Annotated in this window: 22 protein-coding genes; 10 read left to right on the forward strand and 12 right to left on the reverse strand. The window is 71.3% G+C overall.

Going from position 1 to position 19,340, the window contains the following annotated elements; all coding sequences use genetic code 11:
* Positions 1-34: 34 nt before the first annotated feature.
* The gene (locus tag D8M35_RS05940; RefSeq protein ID WP_126891007.1) at positions 35-1,150 is read right to left on the reverse strand and encodes a mannose-1-phosphate guanylyltransferase; all 1,116 of its coding nucleotides are present in this window, start codon (positions 1,148-1,150) and stop codon (positions 35-37) included.
* Between the two features lie 225 nt (positions 1,151-1,375).
* Here D8M35_RS05940 and D8M35_RS05945 point away from each other — a divergent pair, with 225 nt between their 5' ends.
* The 6 genes from D8M35_RS05945 (at position 1,376) to D8M35_RS05970 (ending at position 6,988) form a co-directional block, all read left to right on the forward strand.
* A complete protein-coding gene (locus D8M35_RS05945; RefSeq protein ID WP_238638114.1) occupies positions 1,376-2,614 on the forward strand; it encodes a glycosyltransferase family 1 protein in 1,239 nt (412 codons plus the stop codon).
* Positions 2,615-2,692: 78 nt separating this feature from the next.
* Positions 2,693-3,142: a succinate dehydrogenase, cytochrome b556 subunit gene (gene sdhC, locus D8M35_RS05950; protein WP_082688407.1), complete on the forward strand. Its 450-nt coding sequence runs from the start codon at positions 2,693-2,695 to the stop codon at positions 3,140-3,142.
* A gap of 18 nt (positions 3,143-3,160) precedes the next feature.
* Complete coding sequence (gene sdhD, locus D8M35_RS05955) at positions 3,161-3,607, forward strand: succinate dehydrogenase, hydrophobic membrane anchor protein (protein ID WP_126891009.1); 447 nt, start codon at positions 3,161-3,163, stop codon at positions 3,605-3,607.
* A gap of 99 nt (positions 3,608-3,706) precedes the next feature.
* Complete coding sequence (gene sdhA, locus D8M35_RS05960) at positions 3,707-5,500, forward strand: succinate dehydrogenase flavoprotein subunit (protein WP_126891010.1); 1,794 nt, start codon at positions 3,707-3,709, stop codon at positions 5,498-5,500.
* Positions 5,500-6,273: a succinate dehydrogenase iron-sulfur subunit gene (locus D8M35_RS05965; RefSeq protein WP_066655113.1), complete on the forward strand. Its 774-nt coding sequence runs from the start codon at positions 5,500-5,502 to the stop codon at positions 6,271-6,273. The genes sdhA and D8M35_RS05965 overlap by 1 nt, the downstream gene beginning before the upstream one ends.
* A gap of 70 nt (positions 6,274-6,343) precedes the next feature.
* The gene (locus tag D8M35_RS05970; RefSeq protein WP_161972609.1) at positions 6,344-6,988 is read left to right on the forward strand and encodes a TNT domain-containing protein; all 645 of its coding nucleotides are present in this window, start codon (positions 6,344-6,346) and stop codon (positions 6,986-6,988) included.
* 76 nt (positions 6,989-7,064) lie between these two features.
* Here D8M35_RS05970 and D8M35_RS05975 read toward each other — a convergent pair whose 3' ends face one another.
* The 11 genes from D8M35_RS05975 to D8M35_RS06025 form a co-directional block, all read right to left on the reverse strand.
* Positions 7,065-7,742, reverse strand: a complete 678-nt coding sequence (locus D8M35_RS05975) for a DUF805 domain-containing protein (protein ID WP_126891012.1) — start codon at positions 7,740-7,742, stop codon at positions 7,065-7,067.
* On the reverse strand, positions 7,739-8,272 hold the full coding sequence (locus D8M35_RS05980; RefSeq protein ID WP_342342912.1) for a DUF805 domain-containing protein: 534 nt from the start codon (positions 8,270-8,272) through the stop codon (positions 7,739-7,741). Before D8M35_RS05980 ends, D8M35_RS05975 begins: the two co-directional genes overlap by 4 nt.
* 60 nt (positions 8,273-8,332) lie before the next feature.
* Positions 8,333-9,265, reverse strand: a complete 933-nt coding sequence (locus tag D8M35_RS05985; RefSeq protein WP_126891013.1) for an NADP-dependent oxidoreductase — start codon at positions 9,263-9,265, stop codon at positions 8,333-8,335.
* Positions 9,266-9,284: 19 nt separating this feature from the next.
* Positions 9,285-9,782 carry a hypothetical protein gene (locus D8M35_RS05990; RefSeq protein ID WP_126891014.1) on the reverse strand — a complete coding sequence of 166 codons (498 nt, stop codon included), beginning with the start codon at positions 9,780-9,782 and terminating at the stop codon, positions 9,285-9,287.
* Between the two features lie 971 nt (positions 9,783-10,753).
* On the reverse strand, positions 10,754-11,335 hold the full coding sequence (locus tag D8M35_RS05995) for a hypothetical protein (RefSeq protein ID WP_126891015.1): 582 nt from the start codon (positions 11,333-11,335) through the stop codon (positions 10,754-10,756).
* A gap of 459 nt (positions 11,336-11,794) precedes the next feature.
* Positions 11,795-12,340 carry a hypothetical protein gene (locus D8M35_RS06000; protein ID WP_126891016.1) on the reverse strand — a complete coding sequence of 182 codons (546 nt, stop codon included), beginning with the start codon at positions 12,338-12,340 and terminating at the stop codon, positions 11,795-11,797.
* Positions 12,341-12,504: 164 nt separating this feature from the next.
* Entirely contained in the window at positions 12,505-13,197 is a 693-nt protein-coding gene (locus D8M35_RS06005) for a hypothetical protein (protein ID WP_126891017.1), read from the reverse strand.
* Between the two features lie 40 nt (positions 13,198-13,237).
* A complete protein-coding gene (locus D8M35_RS06010; RefSeq protein ID WP_126891018.1) occupies positions 13,238-15,397 on the reverse strand; it encodes a Tox-REase-5 domain-containing protein in 2,160 nt (719 codons plus the stop codon).
* Positions 15,394-15,777 (reverse strand): DUF6507 family protein, encoded by a 384-nt coding sequence (locus D8M35_RS06015; RefSeq protein WP_126891019.1) that lies wholly within the window; start codon positions 15,775-15,777, stop codon positions 15,394-15,396. Before D8M35_RS06015 ends, D8M35_RS06010 begins: the two co-directional genes overlap by 4 nt.
* 1 nt (position 15,778) lies before the next feature.
* Complete coding sequence (locus D8M35_RS06020) at positions 15,779-16,096, reverse strand: pore-forming ESAT-6 family protein (RefSeq protein WP_111227082.1); 318 nt, start codon at positions 16,094-16,096, stop codon at positions 15,779-15,781.
* Positions 16,097-16,125: 29 nt separating this feature from the next.
* Positions 16,126-16,461 (reverse strand): WXG100 family type VII secretion target, encoded by a 336-nt coding sequence (locus D8M35_RS06025; RefSeq protein WP_079236509.1) that lies wholly within the window; start codon positions 16,459-16,461, stop codon positions 16,126-16,128.
* 129 nt (positions 16,462-16,590) lie between these two features.
* Here D8M35_RS06025 and D8M35_RS06030 point away from each other — a divergent pair, with 129 nt between their 5' ends.
* The 4 genes from D8M35_RS06030 to D8M35_RS06045 form a co-directional block, all read left to right on the forward strand.
* Positions 16,591-17,688: an FHA domain-containing protein gene (locus D8M35_RS06030; protein WP_126891020.1), complete on the forward strand. Its 1,098-nt coding sequence runs from the start codon at positions 16,591-16,593 to the stop codon at positions 17,686-17,688.
* Complete coding sequence (locus D8M35_RS06035) at positions 17,685-18,803, forward strand: DUF6177 family protein (protein WP_126891021.1); 1,119 nt, start codon at positions 17,685-17,687, stop codon at positions 18,801-18,803. Before D8M35_RS06030 ends, D8M35_RS06035 begins: the two co-directional genes overlap by 4 nt.
* Entirely contained in the window at positions 18,787-19,029 is a 243-nt protein-coding gene (locus tag D8M35_RS06040; protein ID WP_126891022.1) for a hypothetical protein, read from the forward strand. The genes D8M35_RS06035 and D8M35_RS06040 overlap by 17 nt, the downstream gene beginning before the upstream one ends.
* The coding region (locus tag D8M35_RS06045; protein ID WP_174234696.1) for an EsaB/YukD family protein at positions 19,026-19,340 on the forward strand (315 nt) is incomplete at its 3' end. The genes D8M35_RS06040 and D8M35_RS06045, both read left to right, overlap by 4 nt.

Below are 19,340 nucleotides of genomic sequence, written 5' to 3' on the forward strand. Positions count from 1 at the left end.
CCGGAACATCACCGTACACCAGGGCGGCAGGACCTCAGAGCACGTCCCCGCGCCCGCTGACCTTGAGCGCGTCCACCACGCCCTTGACCCGTTGCGCGTTCGCGCTCGTGGTGACGAGCAGGGCGTCCGGGGTGTCGACGACGACGATGTCCTCGACCCCGATGAGCGAGATGAGCCGCTGACTGTGCGCCACGACGATGCCGCTCGACGAGTCGGCGAGGATGCGCGCCCCGTCGCCGAGCACCGCGAGGTTGTTCGCCCGCCCGCCGGACTGCAGCTTCGCGAGCGAGGCAAAGTCGCCCACGTCGTCCCAGTCGAAGTCACCGGGAACGACGGCCATCCGACCGGCGGCGGCGGCGGGCTCGGCGACGGTGTAGTCGATCGCGATCTTCTCGAGCCCGGGCCACACGGCGTCCACGACGGCGCCGCGCGACGAGGTGTCCCACGCCGCGGCGAGCTCCTCGATGCCGGCGAGCAGCTCGGGCTTGGTCCGGCCGATCTCGGCGAGCAGCACGTCGGCCCGGGCGATGAACATGCCGGCGTTCCAGAGGTACGAACCGTCCTCCAGGTAGCCCCGCGCGGTGTCCAGGTCGGGCTTCTCGACGAAGGACTTCACCGCGTGCACGGTCGAGGCGCCCTCGACGTCGAGCGCCGCGGCGTCGGCGTGGATGTACCCGAAGCCGATCGCCGGCTCGGTCGGGGTGATGCCGATGGTCGTCACGTAGCCCGCGCGGGCGGCGGCGACGGCCTCCCGCACCGAGCGGCGGAACCCGCGCGCGTCACCGATGACGTGGTCGGCGGCGAACGAGCCGATCACCACGTCGGGTTCGCGACGACGGAGGATCGCCGCGGCGAGGCCGATCGCGGCCGTGGAGTCCTTCGGCTCGCTCTCGAGCACGACGTTGTGGTCGGCGACGCCGGGCAGCTGCGACTCGACGGCGGCCCGGTGCGCGCGACCCGTCACGACCATGATCCGCTGGTCCCCGGCGAGCGGTGCGAGCCGGTCCCACGTCTGCCGCAGGAGCGAGGCGCCGGAACCGGTCAGGTCGTGCAGGAACTTGGGCGCGTCGGCGCGCGAGAGCGGCCAGAGCCGGGAGCCGATGCCGCCGGCCGGGATGATCGCGTAGAAGTCCTCGAGTGCGTCTGCCACCCGCTCACCGTACCGGTGCGCCCGCAGGTGACCTGGACGCCACCCGCACGGTCCCCGCACGCGACCTGCCGGGGCCGGCGGACGCTCCGGCGCGCTCCGTGGCGGACCGCACGCGACCGCGGGGGCCGCACCGTGCCTCCCGGCCGCCTGTTCACCGCCTGCGCGCCGCCCGTTCACCCGGAGCGCCCCGAGCGGTCACGACCCGCGCGGAGCATGGGACGCACCATGAGCGCACGCAGCGTGGAGCGCGGCACGTCCCAGCGGACCGTCGCCGTCGTGACCGAGAGCTTCCTGCCCACCCTGAACGGCGTGACCACCAGCGTCCTGGCGGTCCTCGACCACCTGGAGCGTCGTGGCCACCGCGCGGTCGTCATCGCGCCGGACACCCCGGGGCTCGCGCAGTTCCGCTCGAGGACGCAGGTCGAGCGGTACCGGTCCTTCGACGTGCACCGGGTGCCCGCGGTGGCGTACCGCCGGTTCCCGGTCGCGCTCCCCCACCCGGTGCTCGACACGATCCTGGCCGCCTCCGGCGCCGACGTCCTGCACGCGGCGAGCCCGTTCCTGCTCGGCGGGCGCGCGATCACCGCGGCCGGGAGGCTCGGCATCCCCTCCGTCGCCGTCTTCCAGACCGACGTGGCCGGGTTCGCCCGCCGCAACGGCCTGGCCGCGACCGTCCCGCTGGTGCGGAGGATCCTCGGGCGCATCCACGCGGGGGCGTCGCTGACGCTCGCCCCGTCGTCCGCGACCGCCGCGATGCTCGCCGAGGAGGGCGTGCCCCGGGTGGTCCGGTGGGGTCGTGGCGTCGACACCGCGCTCTTCCACCCGGACCGCCGGCGCTCCGCACACGTCCGCGCGGCCCGCCGCCGGATCGCACCGGGTGGCGAGACGATCGTCGGCTACGTCGGACGGCTGGCGCCCGAGAAGGAGGTCGAGCGGCTCGCCGAGCTCGGCGGCGTGCCGGGGATCCGGGTGGTCGTCGCCGGCGGCGGTCCGTCGCGGGCGGTGCTCGAGCGCCGGCTGCGGCACCTCCACGTCACCTTCACCGGTCCCCTGCGCGGCGATGCCCTGGCCGACGCCTACGCGATGCTCGACGTCTTCGTGCACACGGGACCCGCGGAGACCTTCGGGCAGACGCTGCAGGAGGCCCACGCGAGCGGCCTGCCGGTGGTCGCCCCGGCATCCGGTGGTCCGATCGACCTGGTCGCGCCCGGCCTGGACGGCGAGCTGTACGACCCGGACGCCCCGCAGGCACTCCGTCGCGCCGTCCTCGGCCTGGTGACCGACCCCGCCGCTGCCGCTCGCATGGGGTCGGCCGGCCGGCTCCGCGTCGAGGGCACCACGTGGGAGGCCGTCGGCGACCAGCTCCTCGCGCACCACGACACGGCCCGGACGATCGGCGCACCGCCGGCCTCGTCGCGCGCGCTGCGTGTCGGGTGGGACGAGAGTGTCAGCGCACGCGCATAGGATGGGTCGTGTTCCACACGAACACGAACGGCAAGGGCTCGCCGATCGGGCGAGCCCGTCCTACGGGAGGACTCGCTCATGGCCGAGCAGACCGCAGGCGGGACGACAGTGGTCGAACCGCGCGCGACGATCGATGCGCCGCGCACATCGCGCAGGCTCGAGGGGACGCTGTACCGCGGCTCCACGGGCATGTGGTCGTGGGTGCTGCACCGCATCACCGGTGTCGCGATCTACTTCTTCCTGCTCGTGCACATCCTCGACACCGCGCTCGTCCGGCTGTCGCCCGAGGCGTACAACGCCGTGATCGGCACGTACAAGACACCGATCATGAACATCGGTGAGATCGCGCTCGTGATGGCGATCGTCTTCCACGCACTCAACGGGCTGCGCATCATCCTGGTCGACTTCTGGTCCAAGGGCCCGAAGTACCAGCGCGCCATGTTCTGGGTCGTCCTGGTCGTGTGGGCCGTCCTGATCGCGGGCTTCCTGCCCCGGCAGCTCATGAACCTCGTCGCGGACTTCCAGTAGGCGAAGGGACCCACGGACATGACCACGCAGATCGTCGAACCGCCTCGTTCGGCCGCAGCCGCCCGCCGCACCACCAACTGGGAGAAGTGGGGGTGGATCTACATGCGCGCCTCGGGCGTCCTGCTCGTCGTGCTGATCTTCGGCCACCTCTTCGTCAACATGGTCGCCGGGGAGGGCGTGAAGCAGATCGACTTCGCCTTCGTCGCCGGCAAGTGGGCCAACCCCTTCTGGCAGGTCTGGGACTCCCTGATGCTCGTCCTCGCCCTCGTGCACGGCTCGAACGGCATGCGGACGATCATCAACGACTACGTCGCGAAGCCCGGCGTCCGGAAGACCCTGCTGCTCGCGGTGCTCATCGCCTGCGTCGCGCTGATCGTGCTCGGTCTGCTCGTCTGCTGGACGTTCGACCCGTGCCCGGCCGGCGCCGCCGCAGCCGACCTGCCGTCGTTCTGCCCCGCGCAGTAGCAGCCGGCACGGCCCGGGCGCCACGAGCCCCGCGCATCGAGACCCACGCGCACGCCGCGACCACCCCGTCGGCGCGCTGACCCACCCTGAAAGGCCCCAGTGAGCGAGACCACCGTCCACCACCACCAGCACGACATCGTCATCATCGGCGCAGGCGGTGCCGGCATGCGTGCCGCCATCGAAGCCGGCCCGAAGGCGAAGACGGCCGTCATCTCGAAGCTCTACCCGACGCGCTCCCACACCGGTGCGGCCCAGGGCGGCATGGCCGCCGCCCTGGCGAACGTCGAGGAGGACTCGTGGGAGTGGCACACCTTCGACACGATCAAGGGCGGTGACTACCTGGTCGACCAGGACGCCGCCGAGATCCTGGCGAAGGAGGCGATCGACGCCGTCATCGACCTCGAGAACATGGGGCTGCCGTTCAACCGCACGCCCGAGGGCAAGATCGACCAGCGCCGCTTCGGTGGGCACACGCGCGACCACGGCAAGGCGCCCGTCCGCCGGGCCTGCTACGCGGCGGACCGCACGGGCCACATGATCCTGCAGACGCTGTTCCAGAACTGCGTGAAGCTCGGCGTCGAGTTCCACAACGAGTTCTACGCACTCGACCTCGTCATGGTGGACGTCGTCGGCGACGACGGCGTCACCCGCCAGCAGCCCGCCGGTGTCGTCGCCTTCGAGCTCGCGACCGGTGAGCTGCACGTCTTCCACGCGAAGGCCGTGATCTTCGCGACCGGCGGCTTCGGCAAGATGTACAAGACGACGTCGAACGCCCACACCCTGACCGGTGACGGTGTCGGCATCGTGTGGCGCCAGGGCCTGCCGCTCGAGGACATGGAGTTCTTCCAGTTCCACCCGACCGGTCTCGCGGGCCTCGGCATCCTGCTCACCGAGGGTGCCCGCGGCGAGGGCGCGATCCTCCGCAACGCCTCGGGCGAGCGCTTCATGGAGCGCTACGCGCCGACCATCAAGGACCTCGCGCCGCGCGACATCGTCGCCCGCTGCATGGTGCAGGAAGTGGCCGAGGGCCGTGGTGCCGGTCCGAACAAGGACTACGTGCTCCTCGACTGCACGCACCTCGGTGCCGAGGTCCTCGAGACGAAGCTCCCGGACATCACCGAGTTCGCCCGCACCTACCTCGGTGTCGACCCGGTCGTCGAGCCGGTGCCCGTGATGCCGACCGCGCACTACGCGATGGGCGGCATCCCGACCAACACCAACGCCGAGGTCCTGTACGACAACACCACGGTGGTGCCCGGCCTGTACGCCGCCGGCGAGTGCGCCTGCGTCTCCGTGCACGGCTCGAACCGCCTCGGCACGAACTCGCTGCTCGACATCAACGTCTTCGGCAAGCGCTCCGGCAACAACGCCGCCGAGTGGGTGCAGACCGCCGAGTTCCTCCCCCTGCCCGAGGACCCGGCCGCCGGGGTCCGCGGCATGCTCGAGCAGCTCCGGGCCTCGACCGGCACCGAGCGCATCGCCGTCCTGCGCAAGGAGCTGCAGGACGAGATGGACAAGAACGCGCAGGTGTTCCGCACCGACGAGTCGCTCGCGAAGATGACCGAGACCATCCACCAGCTGCGCGAGCGGTACCTGAACATCGCCGTGCAGGACAAGGGCAAGCGCTTCAACACCGACCTGCTCGAGGCCGTCGAGCTCGGGTTCCTCCTCGACCTGGCCGAGGTGGTCGTGTTCTCCGCCCGGAACCGCAAGGAGAGCCGCGGCGGCCACATGCGCGACGACTACCCGAAGCGCGACGACGAGAACTACATGCAGCACACCATGGCGTACCTGACGGGCGATCCGCACTCGTCACTCGCCGACGACCACATCACGCTCGACTGGAAGCCCGTCGTCGTGACGCGGTACGAGCCGATGGAGAGGAAGTACTGATGACCGACACCCTGGTCTCCGACAGCCCGCGCACCGACACCGTGCAGAGCGCTCCTCCCGGATCGTTCCCCGTCACGATCATCGTCCGCCGGTTCGACCCGGACGTCGATGACGAGCCGCGCTGGCAGGACTTCGACGTGATGATGCTCCCGACCGACCGCATCCTCGACGCCCTGCACCAGATCAAGTGGGAGCAGGACGGCTCGCTGACGTTCCGCCGCTCCTGCGCGCACGGCGTCTGCGGCTCGGACGCGATGCGCATCAACGGCCGCAACCGGCTCGCCTGCAAGACCCTGATCAAGGACCTCGACGTGTCGAAGCCGATCTACGTCGAGGCGATCAAGGGTCTGCCGCTCGAGAAGGACCTGGTCGTGGACATGGAGCCGTTCTTCCAGTCCTACCGCGAGGTCCAGCCGTTCCTGCAGGCGTCGAGCAAGCCGGAGAAGGGCAAGGAGCGCGTGCAGTCCGTCGCCGACCGCGCCCGCTTCGACGACACCACCAAGTGCATCCTGTGCGCCGCGTGCACCTCGTCGTGCCCGGTGTTCTGGACGGACGGGCAGTACTTCGGCCCGGCGGCGATCGTCAACGCGCACCGCTTCATCTTCGACTCGCGCGACGACTCCGCGAACGTGCGCCTCGACATCCTCAACGACAAGGAGGGCGTGTGGCGCTGCCGCACCACCTTCAACTGCACCGACGCCTGCCCGCGCGGCATCCAGGTGACGAAGGCGATCTCCGAGGTCAAGCAGGCGATCATGCGCGGCGGCGTGTGACGCATCGTCGCTCCGGTGGCACGGCGGTGTCTCGGCGAACGGCATGCATGCGGCCGGTAGGCTCGCGCGCATGACGTTCGCGGAGACCCGCCCCATCCTCGACCAGCTCGGCTACACGATCCGGTACGTGCAGCTCCCCGGAGAGTCGCTCACCGAGCCCCCTGTCGAGGGCGCACTGCGTGTCGTCCCGACCGAGACGCACGACGACTTCGCGCTCGAGGTCGTCGACTACGGCACCGCGCGCCGACTCGCCACCGCCCGTGGCGAGCAGGACGCGGTCGAGATGCTGCGCCGCTTCCTGAACCGCGCCTTCCCCGCGCCGCGGGACATCCCCCGCCACGAGCTCGACGGGCTCCGCGACCGCGCGGCGTCGACGTACCCCCAGCTCGCCCAGCAGGTCCGCCAGGCCGGCCCGCAGGGGCTCACCATCCAGGTGCCGGCCGGCGTCCCCGTGGACCGCGTCGGCGGCCCCGACGGCTACCTGCTCCACCCGCTCGACACACCGCTCCCCCAGCGGTCGCTGCCGCCGCACGTCGCGGCGGCCCCCGAGGTGCACCGCTACGTCGTCGACCGGCCCTTCATGGTGACGGTCACGTTCGTGCAGCCCTGGTTCGACCAGCCGGGAGGCGCGCTCCGGTTCGCGACGGCCGACCCGTCGGTCACGGTGCGCGACCTCGTCGTGAACGGTTCGCTGGTCCGCCTCCGGGTGGTCTGAGCCTCCGCCCGGTCCTCCGGGACGACGAAGCGGCCCACCCCTGACGGGGCGGGCCGCTTCGTCGTGACGGGGCCGATCAGGCCTGCGGGCGGGGTGCGTCCGGCTGGTCGTACTGCGCGCCGTTGGGGTTCGACTCCAGGCACCCGAAGACGATCCCGGCGACCCCTGCCGCGAAGGAGATCAGCCAGAAGGGACCGGCGAGCCCGGCGTCGTGTACACGACGCCACCCGAGTGCGAGCGACGGGATGAACGTCGCGAGTCCCCAGAGGCCGAGCAGGCCGACGAACAGGAGCGCGCCCCCGGGGAAGCCGCCGGTCGTGGTCGTCGTGCCGTACTCGTCCGTCGTGGTCGCTCCGGCGGCCCAGACGAGGATCGCGGCGATGTAGCCGCCGAACAGGATCGTCACGACGATCGCGTTCGCCAGGTACCACCACCAGAACTCGCTGCGGCTCGCGCGGCCGTCGAAGCGGGCGTACTTCTTCCAGAACCGGACGAAGGCGTCGAGGAACCCGGCGCCGTACCAGGGCGCCCAGAGCGGCGGGGCGCCACTGGCGTCCGTCGGGATCGGCGCCTGCTGCCGGTACTGCGGGTACGGCTGGCCGTACGGCTGCTGCGGCTGCTGGCCGTACGGCTGCTGCCCGTACGGCTGCTGCTGGCCGTACGGCTGCTGAGGCTGCTGTCCGTACGGCTGCTGCTGGCCGTACGGCTGCCGCGGCTGCTGCGGCTGCTGCCCGTGCTGCTGGTCGTCGCTCATCGAGTGCCCTCCGGTCGGTCGTAGCGTGCGCCCTGCGGGTTCGACGGCAGGAGCCCGAAGACGATGCCGGCGATGCCGACGAACACCGCGATGATCCACAGCGCCCCGGGCAGGTTCGCGTCGTGCAGCCGGCGCCACCCGAGCGCCAGCGACGGGACGATCGTCGCGAGCCACCAGATCGCCGGCAGCACCAGCAGCGCCCAGAACAGCGGCGACGGCGGGTTCGTCACCCGGTACTCGACGCCGCTCAGGTCGACGGTCGTGTACTCGATCGTGGCGAAGCGGTACACGAAGGGGATGGTGGCGAGCACCAGTCCCACGACGGTGACGACGAGGTAGGCCCACCAGAACTCACTGCGGCTCGCCCGCCCGGAGAAGGTCGCGTACTTCGCGAAGAAGCGGCCGAGCGCCTGCCCGAAGGAGGCGCCGTAGCGCGGGGCCCACCGCGGCGGTTCTCCGCCCGCTGTCGGGTACGGCTGCTGCGGCGGCGCGCTCGGGTACGGCTGGTCGGACGTCATGTGGTCGCTCACGTGTTCCCCCTCGTGGTGTCGGTCGTGCGACGTACCCCACGAGTCAACCAGAAGTGGCCGTCACGGCACGAGCGCGAGCTTCCCACCGGGGTGCTGCGACTCGAGCAGCTCCGCCGCGGCCTTCGCCTCGGCCAGGGGGAACGTCCGGGCCACCGGCACCTCGAGCTCGCCCGCCGCGGCGAGGTCGACCAGCCGCTGCCGGACGGAGTCGCGGAACGCCTGACTCTCGGGCTGGCTGCCACCGACGGCGGGGAACCCGTCCTGCTGCGCGCGGCCGAAGGCCGCGATGGTCACGATGCGCGACCGGTCGGCCACGAGCGCCAGCGAGACGTCGACCGCCTCGTCCGTCCCGACGCAGTCCAGTGCCACGTCGATGCCGGAGGGTGCGAGGTCACGGATGCGCGCCTCCAGGCCGTCGCCGTACGCGACCCACTCGCCACCGAAGCGGCGGACGGTGTCGGCGTTCCGCTCGGAGGCGGTGCCGATCACGCGGGTGCCGAGCGGGCGGAGCAGCTGCAGGACCGCCACGCCTACCGCGCCGGACGCACCGTGCACCAGCACGGTGTCGCGTCCCTCGGCGCGGGTGACGCGGATCATGTCGGCCGCGGTCGTCCCGGCCAGCAGCAGGTTCGCCGCCTGGGGGTGGTCGAGGGACGCGGGCTTCGCGAAGACGTCGGCGGCGGGGACGGTGATGCGTTCTGCCCAGCCGCCCGCCACGCGGAAGGCGAGGACCTCGTCGCCGACCGCTCCCCCACCGGAGGCGATCTCGGTGTCGGGGCCGATCGCGCTGATGACGCCGGAAACCTCGTAGCCGACCGGGATCGGCAGGTCGGACGGGTCCCCCTGCCGGGTGTGCTTCGTGTCGGCGGGGTTCATGCCGGCCGCGCGGACGTCGATGGTGACCTCGCCGGTGCCGGGGGCGGCCACCTCGGTGTCGACGTACTCGAGGACCTCGCTGCCGCCGAACTCGGGGGCGACCCAGTGCTTCGTCATGGGGTGGACGGTACGCCGCTCAGTCGAGGTCGCTCCAGGAGTGCACGCCGGCGAACCGGACGGCCTCGCTGCGGGTCATCGGGTGGCCGAACTCGGCGCCCGGGCGGACGCTCCAGCCAGCTCCGTTCCACACCTCCGTCACCGTGTCGTTCTCCACGGGGAAGCGGCGGGCGACGCGAGGGCCTGCGGGCACCACGGTCAGGCCGTACTCGACCGCGGCCAGGGCGACCTCGACGTCGACGGAGGCGACCGTCTCGTCGGACAGTCTCGGAGCCGGCCCTTCGAAGAGCGGCCAGAGGGCCTCGTACCGGTCGTCGACGCGCAGTCCGGACGACCAGCTGTCCATGTGCGTCCCGTGCACGGCCTCCCGGACCGGCTCCCAGCACGCCTCGGGCAGGTCGCCTTGCCGGACCAGTCGACGGAACTCGGAGCAGACGACCGCGCTCTGGGCGTCGTCCCGGAAGCCTCCGCGGCCGCGAGAGAAGGCGCGGATCAACGCCGTCGTGCCCAGCGTCACGCCGACCGGACCTCCGACGGCGAACGCTCCGTCGCGCCCGCGAAGCGTGTCGGCGAGGACGTTCACCGGGACGTCACGCAACCAGGTGAGTCGGACGAGGGAGGAGAAGTCGGAAGATCGACCTGGTGCGCGAGCGACAGAACGGACGGAGTGAGAGGCTCCGTCCACATCGGACTGCCACTCGAGCTCGGTGGCGAGACCTCGAGAGCGATCCAGTACGCCTCGTGGCAGGGGGACGGCGGACAGCTGGTGCGGCCCGGGGATCCTGATGCCGGACGAGCGCTCGAGGACGACGACGAGCCGCTCCGCATCCTCGACGTGCGACGTGGAAGCGATCAGGTGCTCGGAGGCGCGTTGACGGCAGATGACATCAAACGAGTCGCCCCGCTGGACGATCCGGCTGGCGTTCTCGTGGTCGCCGTACTCGAACAGTGTTCCGTGAGCCCTGCGGATGCCGTCGAGGGTGGCCGGCGCATCGGGCCGGTTGCCGACGAGCCGCCCGAGCGCGACGGCGTGCGGCACATCGTCCTCCGCGGATCCGACATCCCCGGCAGCCAGGTCGAGCGCTTGCACAGGGTCTGGCTGCAGTGCACACCAGGGGATGGCGTCGAGTTCGACTCGTGCCACCCTCGCGAAGGCGAGGGAGCGCCGAGCGCCATCGACTCGAGGGAGACCTGCCTGGGAGCGGACCTCGAACGCGAGCTGCAGGGCCACCGAGCGCGCCGCGTCCTCCGGATCGTCGAAGGTAATGCCGGTGAAGCTGACCTCACCTCGAGAGAACCGTCGTTCGCTGACTCCCTGCGGCGAGACGTCGTACCGGAAGCGGATCTCGAGGTCCCCGTACTCGAAGCGGTCGGATCGTGCTGTCGTGTCGGAGTACCCAGCGCGTTCAGCAAGGCGTCGAAGGACGACGAGGCTGCGCTGATCGAAACCGGGGCGGGGGCAGATGCCGTTCTCGGACACCGGGGTGTTCACGCTGTTCGACCCTCGCTCGGCAGATCGGGGACGCTGACTCCTGCGAGGACCGCCCGAACCTCGGCCACTGCGGTCGGGGCATCGAGCGCGTCATCCGCCGCGAGCAACGTGCCACGATGCAGCGACGACCTGGTCACTCCCGAGTTCGTCGCGGGCACGACTCCGAGCCGCTCCGAGACCCAGGTCCGCTGCCCGAGCACGGCACCGAACCGGCCCGCGTCCTCCACCGCCCGTGCAGCAGCTCGATCGAAGGCTCCAGCGGAGTCCGGGTCCCACGCACGCACGATCGTCGCCAGCACCTCCTCGACGAGTTCGACGTCCGGCGCTCTCCGCTCGCCCCCCGCGACGGGCCCGACGACGCTCACCGACACGGCGTTCACCGGTCGGCGACGCCGCGGGACGGATGCTCCGACCTTCAGGCGCAGCGAGACGAAGCCGCGCTCCGCTCGGCGGTTCATGATCACGTTGTAACCGTGGTCCGGCCACGCGGTTCCGTCGTCCCCGCGTTCGACACCCTGCTCGAGCAGTTCCTGCACGACGGCCGGGTCGTACTCGCGGATCGTGCCGACGCCGTCCACCTCCCAGGGCTCCCCAGCGCCGAGGACAGCGTCGACTCCCCGCAGCTGGGCCAGCAGCGAGTTGCTCAGATCGTCCGAGGATGAGGGTCGGCCGTCCCACTCTGCGCGGAGCAGTACGCGCTCTCCACAGACCCACTTCGGATACCGCATCGACTCGACCCCACTCCGGTGCTCTCCAGTACACAACTCGGAGGATCACGACGTTGCACACTCGGACAGCAGCATCGCACAGGTGTTCGCGCAGCGGGGGTGGCGGCGACACGCGTCCGTTGGGTGTGCGGATCCCCACACCCCTGGACCGTCCCGTTCCCGGCCCGATGGAGATGGCTCAGCCCGAGGTGGACGCGATCCGATCCGGGCTCGCTCCGTACTGCCCGGAACTGGCTGAAGCTGACCGCCATCGCCGATCCCCCGGGCACACGCCGAAGGCATCTCGGGTTGCACGAACGCCGAACCGGTTCAGCTCGCCTCTCCCCGAACGGAGTCGAGCCACGCACTGCTCACCCGCCGTCCCGGATCGACGGAGTCGACCACCGCCAGGACTTCAGGCAGGGAACGACTCCGCACCCATGCAAGCTGACAGACGAGCGTTGAGCTCTCGTCGGAGAGCGCCCGGGCAACGTGATCTTCGCCCCCGGCGTCCCAGCGCAGCACCTTCCCGGGGTGGTCCTCGAGGACGACCACCCCATCGGGAACAGTCGGCAGACCGCCGGACCACGGGGCGGGATCACGCCGTGCCCCTTCCCACAGCAGTACGAATCGCTCCGCATCGTCGAGCCGACTGAACTCGGCAAGCGCCCAGGAGCTGCCCTTGTCGCGGGTTTCGAAGGCAAATCCCGAACCGGTGACTGCAATACGAAAGGTCGTCTCCAGCGTGCCGTACTCGAAGAGGATGGAGTTCCCTCGTCTCACACCCGGAGCGGAGGACAAGTCGGGCGGTTCGTTGCCCACGAACCCGCCGAGGAGGTCGGCATCCTCTTGGGCAAGGTCGTCGTGATCAGTCAAGAGTGATCGCCGCTCTCTGCACCTTCGGCAAGACACCGGCCCGATGGTTGCCCATGAGCCTCGAGTCGGCCCCGAGCCCGGTGATCAGAGCCATCGCGCGCTCGTCACACGGTCGGGGATCACTCCGAACCGTACCGGCAAGGGTTCCGAACGAGTGTGTCCGATCACGCAGCGCGGACGATCTCGGTGACCTCGTTGGCCTGGAGAGTCGCCCACACCTCACGCACAGCTGACTCGGAGTCCAGGGCGTCGTCCGCTGTCAGGTAGCTGCCTCCGTCCGCCCGCTCGACGTGCACTCCAGACGTGGACGTCTCGACCACACCGAGCCGATCCGAGACCCAGGTGCGCTGCCCGATCACCGGTGCGAACTTGCCTCGTCCTTCGGCGGCGATCGCTCCAGCATCGTCGTACACCGCTGCGGAGTCGGGGTTCCAAGCTCGAACGAGTCCACGGAGGACACCCTCGGCCAGATCAGCGTCGATCGACAGGCGGTTCGCTTCTCTCAGCGGCCCAGCGATGGTGACCTGGACCCCGTTCGCCGGCATGCGACGGACGATCTTCGCGGCCCCGACCCGGAAGCGGATCGAGATGAACCCCGCGCTCCCTTCTCGCGCGAGACCGAGCACGTAGCCGCGCGGTGGGAACTCGATTCCCTCGGCGTCCCGGAAGACGTGCGCGGACACGATGGGCGTGAGTGCCGAAGGGTCGGTGGACACGACGCGGTCGTCTTCCTCGACGAGCGCCCACTGGGCACCCGCTCCGAGCAGTTCGTCGTAGGCAGCGAGCTGGACAGCGATGCGCTCTGCCAGCGCTTCGGGCTCCTCTCCACGCGCATCCCACGCGGCTCGAGCCGTCACCTGCGTCGTCCGTAACCAAGTCGGGAAGGGCATGGACCGGCTACTCCGTTCTCATCGGCGTGAAGATGACCGTCAGATCATCCCCGTCGATTCCGCCTCCGCGAAGCAGGCGACGGACTGCGTCCGCGGCGTACGGATCAGACACGTGCCATTCTAGACGAGCACCGTCCGGAAGCGCAGCGAGCTGGTCTTCAGCCTGCTCGATCATCTTCGGGATGCGCTTGCTCCAGTAGGGACCGGCCGGGTCCGCGAACGCGATCCCTCGGCTGAAGGCCTTGGCATCGAGGAAGACCTCCTGCGGCGGGTGACCTCGCTCGGTCATGCCGTCGAAGTCCACCGTCGTGCCGTCTTCGGCGAACAGACGGTACTCCGGCAGTTTGCCGTCCACCGTCCGCTCGACGCCCGCGATCTGCGCCTGGTAGTCGGCCCAGGGACGGTCCGCTCGCCCGAAGTACTTCCATCCGGATTGGTGCGTCGCTTGGTCGTACGTCTCGCGCGGGACGTGAGGGGTCGGTTCACCGGGCCGCAGCGGATCGCCCGAGGCGTACTGGTCACCTCGGGTCGGATCGAAGGTGTCCGGCCGTGGAACCGGTCGGGTCTCGGGCGGAGGATTGTCACCGCCGCCGGCAGGCGGAGCGGGTCGGTCGCCTCCGTGAGAACCGTCGTGCTGCCCCTCGCTCCCGGCGCCACCGGTCGTCGGACCGTCTCCACCGCGGTGCCCCGGGTCGCCTTCCACACCGGCGCCGTGCCCGGAGCCACCGCTCGACCCCGCGTCGGAGCCACCCCCGTGCACCGTGGCGCTCTCCCCGTGCCCGCCACCGACCAACGCCGGCTCACGCTCGGGCGTCGGCACGTTCGACTCCGCGCCCTCCGAGTGCGCGTGGGCGTTGGTGTTCGCCTGCGCGTGCGCGTCGGCCGCTGCGTCCGCCGCCCCCTCGCTCCGCGCCGCCGGCCCGTCGACCGCACCGTCCGCATCGGCGTGCGTCCCGTGCCGCCACTCGTCGAGGTCGACCCTGAACTCGGCGATCCTCGTCCTGAAGCCGTCGGGCACGTGCTCGAAGCCGTCCGTCAGCACGCCCTTGAGGTCGCCGAGCTTCGGCAGGACCTTGGTCAGCCCCCTCGACGCCCAGGCTCCGGCGTCCACGAGGTCCAGGACCTTCCCCGCCTTGCTGATCGCCGACGCGACCTCGCCGGCCCGTCCGACGGTACTGACCTTGCTCGCGACGCCGACGACCGGGATGACGAGCGACGCGATGTTCCAGGCGCTCTCACCGAGCGCCGTCCCGGGGTCGTCGGCCCACTTGTCCCATGCCACGGTGCCCTTGAGCAGCCCGCCCCACCCGGCCTTGGCGGCGTCTCCGTCGAACCACTCGTTCGATTCCTTGTCGTACCCGATCAAGGAGCCGAGACTCTTCCAGGTGTCGACGAAGTTGTCGCCGCTCCACTTCCAGTCGCGGAAGCCGAGCAGTTCACCGAGGCCGCCGATGGTCCCGACGATCGCACCGTCCCAGACGACGCCCTTCACCAGGCGCGGCACGAACCACGTCGTCTTCTCCGCGCAGGACTCGTTGCGCGACTCCGCAGTGCCCCACGGCAGCTTGGTCCCCATCGGGAGTTCGTCGTACCCGTACCCGAGCGCGTCGTCGCCGGACCCGGTGATGGCGTGCAGCGCCGGCAGGCCGCTCAGGGAACGGATCGCGTTCGCGCACTTCCGTTCGGCGGCCTGGTACTCGACGACGCGGTTCGCGACGCCGTTGATGATGTCGTTGTTCTCGCCGTTGAGCGTCTCGTCCTGGTCCCAGCTCTCGGTCTGCGTGACCGGGCCGTCCATCGTCTGGATGGTCTGCGGCTGGAACGCGGCGACGTCCCGCTGCAGCTGCTCGGCCCGCGTGACGTAGGCCTTGAGCGCAGCGACGATCGGGGTGGCTTCCTCGACGAAGGCGTCGAGTGCCTTCGCGGCGGAGTCGAGGTCGTCGCCGAACGTCGTGCCCTGCGGCCCGATCGGCGTCATGACGTCGAAGAGCTCTTGGTCGCTCGGCCCCTCGTAGGAGCCGGAGATCGCGCTCCACGCGGTGACGATGTCGGCGGTGCCGTCCCGGACCGCGGACGCGACCGACCGCAGCGAGGTCGCACCGGCGGTGATGCCCTCGAGCTGCACGTCGGTGTACGGGATCTCCCCGCTCTCGACGACGGCGTTCACCGGTCGAACATCCCGTCGAACGCGGCGAAGTTCCCGTCCTTCGACGCGGCGATCGCATTCGCTTGAGCGGTCGAAGCCCCCATCTCGTCATCCCCCTCGACGATGGCGCGGGTCGCGCCCGCGGCGCCGTACAGCGACGCCTGGATCCGGTCCTGGATCCCCGTCAGCATGTCCTGCCGGTGCTCGAAGAACCCGGCGAGCGCCTCACCGATGACCTGGGACTGCGCAGCGGTCGCCGCGTCCTCCACGACGGTGGCGATGCCCTGGACGGACCCGTCCTCGGATCCGCCCAGGGCGTCGTTCATCGTCGTGGTCCTGGACGCGACGTCCTGCAGCACGGCCTCGACCCCCGCGGGATCGACCCGCCAGCCGTCGACCACGTCAGCCGATGTTGCCGACGGCCGACTTCGCCTTGCTGATCGCTGCCTGTGCCGACTCGTCGTTCGACTGCAGCGAGGAGCGCAGCGTGGCGATGATCTGCTTGACCTCGCCCGCGACGGTGTTCCACCGCTGCTCCTTGGCGTGGTACTCGTCCGAGACGCCGTCGGCCTGGTAGTCGGCCATCGCTGCCTTGACGTCGGAGTCGCGCTGCGCGATGAGCGCCTCGAGCTGCGCCGCAACGGCGTTGAAGTTGTCCTGCGCGTTCTGCGATGCCGCGACGTCGTAGTCGCGACGGTCTGCCTGGTTGCCACCGCTCATGGTGTGTGCTCCCTCTCCCCGGAGTTCCGTCAGGCGCGGCCGCTGAAGCGGGCCGCGTCGAAGTTCGAGCTGCCCTCGAGCGAGCTCGTGGACTGCGCCATGTCCTGGTCGCCCTCCTGGAACGAGCGGTCCATGCCCGAGATGCCCTGGAGCACGCTGGCGAGCGCACCGTTCAGCTCGTTGGCGATGGTGTCCGTCTCGGACTTGAAGCGGTCGAACGCGGCACGTCCGGCACCGTTGAACCGTCCCTGGAGCGGCTCGGCCGAGTCGGCCAGCTTGCGGACCAGGGTCCCCAGGTCACCGGAAGCGCCGGACGTCTGCTTGGTCAGGTTGGTGAGGACCTGTGCCCCCATTGCGAACTTCATCGCTCATCCTCTCTGTCCTTCCCCCCACCCCTGTACGGGTGACAGCGAACGAGTGCAGCCTAGACCACCGCGCGCGACCCGTCACGTCCCCCGTCTGACATGATCGGTGGTGCCGACGGGAGGTGAGGCATGTCGTCGATCGTGGTCGAGACCGTGGTCCCCGTGATGACCTGTGGTCGCTGCGGGGCGCCGTCGACGCAGGGGCAGCGGTTCTGCACGGACTGCGGCACGCTGCTCGGCCGTACCGTCGCCGCGTCGGAGTACGACGCCCTGCGTGACGTCGCCGTCGCCCGTGCGGGCACCGTCGCGGTCGCACGTCTGGTCGACGTCGTCGTCTGCCTGCTCGGTGCCGCCGTGGGCGCCGCCCTCCTCTTCCTCGCCCACAGGGCGGTCCCGTCGTCCGACCCGGTCGGCACCACGATCGCCGGAGCGCTGCTCGGCGTCGTCGTGACGGCCGCGATCGTGGTGGTCCGCGCCTCCAGGACGGGTCGTGGTCCCGGCGGCGTCCTCCTCGCCACCCGCGTCGTCGACGTGGACGACGCGCTGCCCGCCGGGCCGTTCCGCCAGCTGACCCGCATCGGTCGCGGCGCACGCCGCGCGTCCGGCTCCGGCCCCTGGGCCGCCGCGACAGGCACGCTCACCGCCGCCCTTCGGCTCGGCCGCGAGCCGCTCTCCCCGGCACTGCCGCCCCTCGGGACGGCCTTCGGTCCGGCAGCGTCCGCGGGCGTGCGTCCGGGTTCCGCACCGGCGCGCGACCAGCCTGGAGGCCCGGTGCCGGTCGACCTCGACGCCACCCGACGGTCGGTGGGCGCGTCCACCGCCCTCGCCGGCTTCGACGCGGTGCCCGCACCGGCTGCACCGGCCGCGCTGCCCCTCGACGAGTCGATCCCGGCGGACGCCGTCGTGCTCCGCTCCGAGCAGGGCGCCGTCCACTGGTTCCACGGGACCTGCGTCGTCGGCCGCAACCCCGAGGCGGAACCCGGCGTCGCGACCGTCGCGGTACCCGACCTGTCCCGGACGCTGTCGAAGACCCACGTCGCGCTCGTGCAGGCCGGCGGCGCGGTCGTGCTCCGCGACCTCGGTTCGACGAACGGCACCACCGTGGTGCGTCCCGACGGCTCGTTCGAGGTCCTCGTCGCCGGCGTGGACGTCGTGGTGGACGGCGGCTCGACCGTCCGCATCGGCGACCACGCCTTCTCGGTCGTCCGCACCGGAGCGGCGTCGTGAGCCCGTTCGGTGCGGGCCGGCGGACGGACCAGACGGATGACCGCCCGCCGGCACGGCACCCGCTCCTCGACTCCGTCGGTGACGGCAGCGTGCGCATCGAGAGCCGGGCCGCCGTCGTGCGGCTCGGGCGGGCGCAGGCCGACCTGCTCGGACGCGCCGCGGACGTCGGAGCGCGGCCGATCCTCGTGACCGACGGCCTGTCCGTCGTGACCGAGGCCTTCCGGCAGGCGCTGCTCGACGCGGGCGGCGCGTGGGTCGTCCGCGGTGACGACGGCCTGCGGAACGGGCTCGACGGCCGTCGACTCGACGCGTTCCCGGACGCCGTGCGGACCGGGCCACCGCGATCGGTCGACGAGGTCGCGGTCAGCTTCCTCCGCCCGGTCGCGCCGACCGCCGACCAGCTCGTGGTCTCGGTGTCGGTGCGGCACCGTGCCGCCGCCGAGACCGTGCTCGGCACGACGTCCGAGCTGCTCGCGACCGAGCTCGCCGGCGCCGCGCCCACGGGCTGGGGCACGCACGAACCCGCCGGACGCCCGTGGGACCGTCGCACGCTGACCGAGGCCGCGCGGGACCGCATGCCGGACCCGACCCGGTTCGTCGTCGTGGGATCGGCGGCGGCTCCCGTCGCGTTCACCGTGACCGCCCAGCGCACCGACCAGGGGGTCGAGGAACTCACCACGGGTCTGCTCTCGGCGGGCGCGCCGGGGGACGCGGCCGCCACCGCCCGGGTCGAGGCCGTCCCGCAGGTGCTCGGACGGCTCGCCGCCACCCAGCTCCCGCTCTTCGCGCTCGTCCTGCGTCGCCCGGGTCGCGCCGACCTCGCGCAGGCGCCGCGCATGCCGTTCCCGCCGGTCCCGGTGGCCGTGCTCCTCGGGGCGCCCGCCGTCCGGCAGCTCGGGCTGGACCCCGCGGTGATGCGCGACCGCTTCGGCGCCGTCGTCGCGGGGAAGCCACGGATCCCGGCGCTCGTGCTGCCGTTCGGTCGACACCGCGACCGCAGCCCGGTCGAGGAGCTCCGCGACCTGGTCGAGCACGTCGGGCAGGACCGGGTGGCGGAAGCGGCGGGCATGGACGAGTCGACGAGGGAACAGGTGCGACGTGCCACGGAACAGTGACTCGGTCCTGCTCGAGAGCGTCGCGACGCACCGTCGACGGCTCCGACAGGCGTTCGTCCTCGGGCGCCTGGCCGACCGGCGGCTCGTGAACGACAACGTCAAGCGCCTCATCGGCAGCGTCGTGCTCGCGGCGGTCGTCGGGGTGGGCTGCCTCGGGTACTCGTTCGTCACGAACGCCCTCGCCCAGCAGGCCGCGCAGCAACAGCAGCAACAGGAGACGAAGTGACCGACTTCACCCGTGTGACGGTGGTCGGCGCTGGCCGTCGCGCCGACGTCGTCGTGGCGTCCGACGAGCCGTTCGCCGGGCTCCTCCCCCGGTTCGTCGACATCCTCGACGAGCCGATCGCCGACTCCGCGCACCCGATCGCCCTCGTGCGGGTCACCGGAGAAGCGGTCTCGCTGGCGGACGACGCAGCGACGCAGGAGATCGGCGACGGCGAGGTCCTGCACCTCGTCCGACGCGCGGACGCTCCGCCGCCGCCCGAGGTCTCCGACGTGACCGACGCCGTGGCCGACACCCTCGGCAGGCGGCACGAC

Source organism: Curtobacterium sp. HSID17257, from assembly GCF_003989515.1.
Taxonomy (GTDB): domain Bacteria; phylum Actinomycetota; class Actinomycetes; order Actinomycetales; family Microbacteriaceae; genus Curtobacterium.

Bases quoted from the DNA above. Each gene is read 5' to 3' on its own strand.
- D8M35_RS05945 (WP_238638114.1), top strand. From the start codon at position 1,376: ATGAGCGCACGCAGCGTGGAGCGCGGCACGTCCCAGCGGACCGTCGCC.
- sdhC (WP_082688407.1), top strand. From the start codon at position 2,693: ATGGCCGAGCAGACCGCAGGCGGGACGACAGTGGTCGAACCGCGCGCG.
- sdhD (WP_126891009.1), top strand. From the start codon at position 3,161: ATGACCACGCAGATCGTCGAACCGCCTCGTTCGGCCGCAGCCGCCCGC.
- D8M35_RS05965 (WP_066655113.1), top strand. From the start codon at position 5,500: ATGACCGACACCCTGGTCTCCGACAGCCCGCGCACCGACACCGTGCAG.
- D8M35_RS05970 (WP_161972609.1), top strand. From the start codon at position 6,344: ATGACGTTCGCGGAGACCCGCCCCATCCTCGACCAGCTCGGCTACACG.
- D8M35_RS05975 (WP_126891012.1), bottom strand. From the start codon at position 7,742: ATGAGCGACGACCAGCAGCACGGGCAGCAGCCGCAGCAGCCGCGGCAG.
- D8M35_RS05985 (WP_126891013.1), bottom strand. From the start codon at position 9,265: ATGACGAAGCACTGGGTCGCCCCCGAGTTCGGCGGCAGCGAGGTCCTC.
- D8M35_RS06020 (WP_111227082.1), bottom strand. From the start codon at position 16,096: ATGAGCGGTGGCAACCAGGCAGACCGTCGCGACTACGACGTCGCGGCA.
- D8M35_RS06025 (WP_079236509.1), bottom strand. From the start codon at position 16,461: ATGAAGTTCGCAATGGGGGCACAGGTCCTCACCAACCTGACCAAGCAG.
- D8M35_RS06030 (WP_126891020.1), top strand. From the start codon at position 16,591: ATGTCGTCGATCGTGGTCGAGACCGTGGTCCCCGTGATGACCTGTGGT.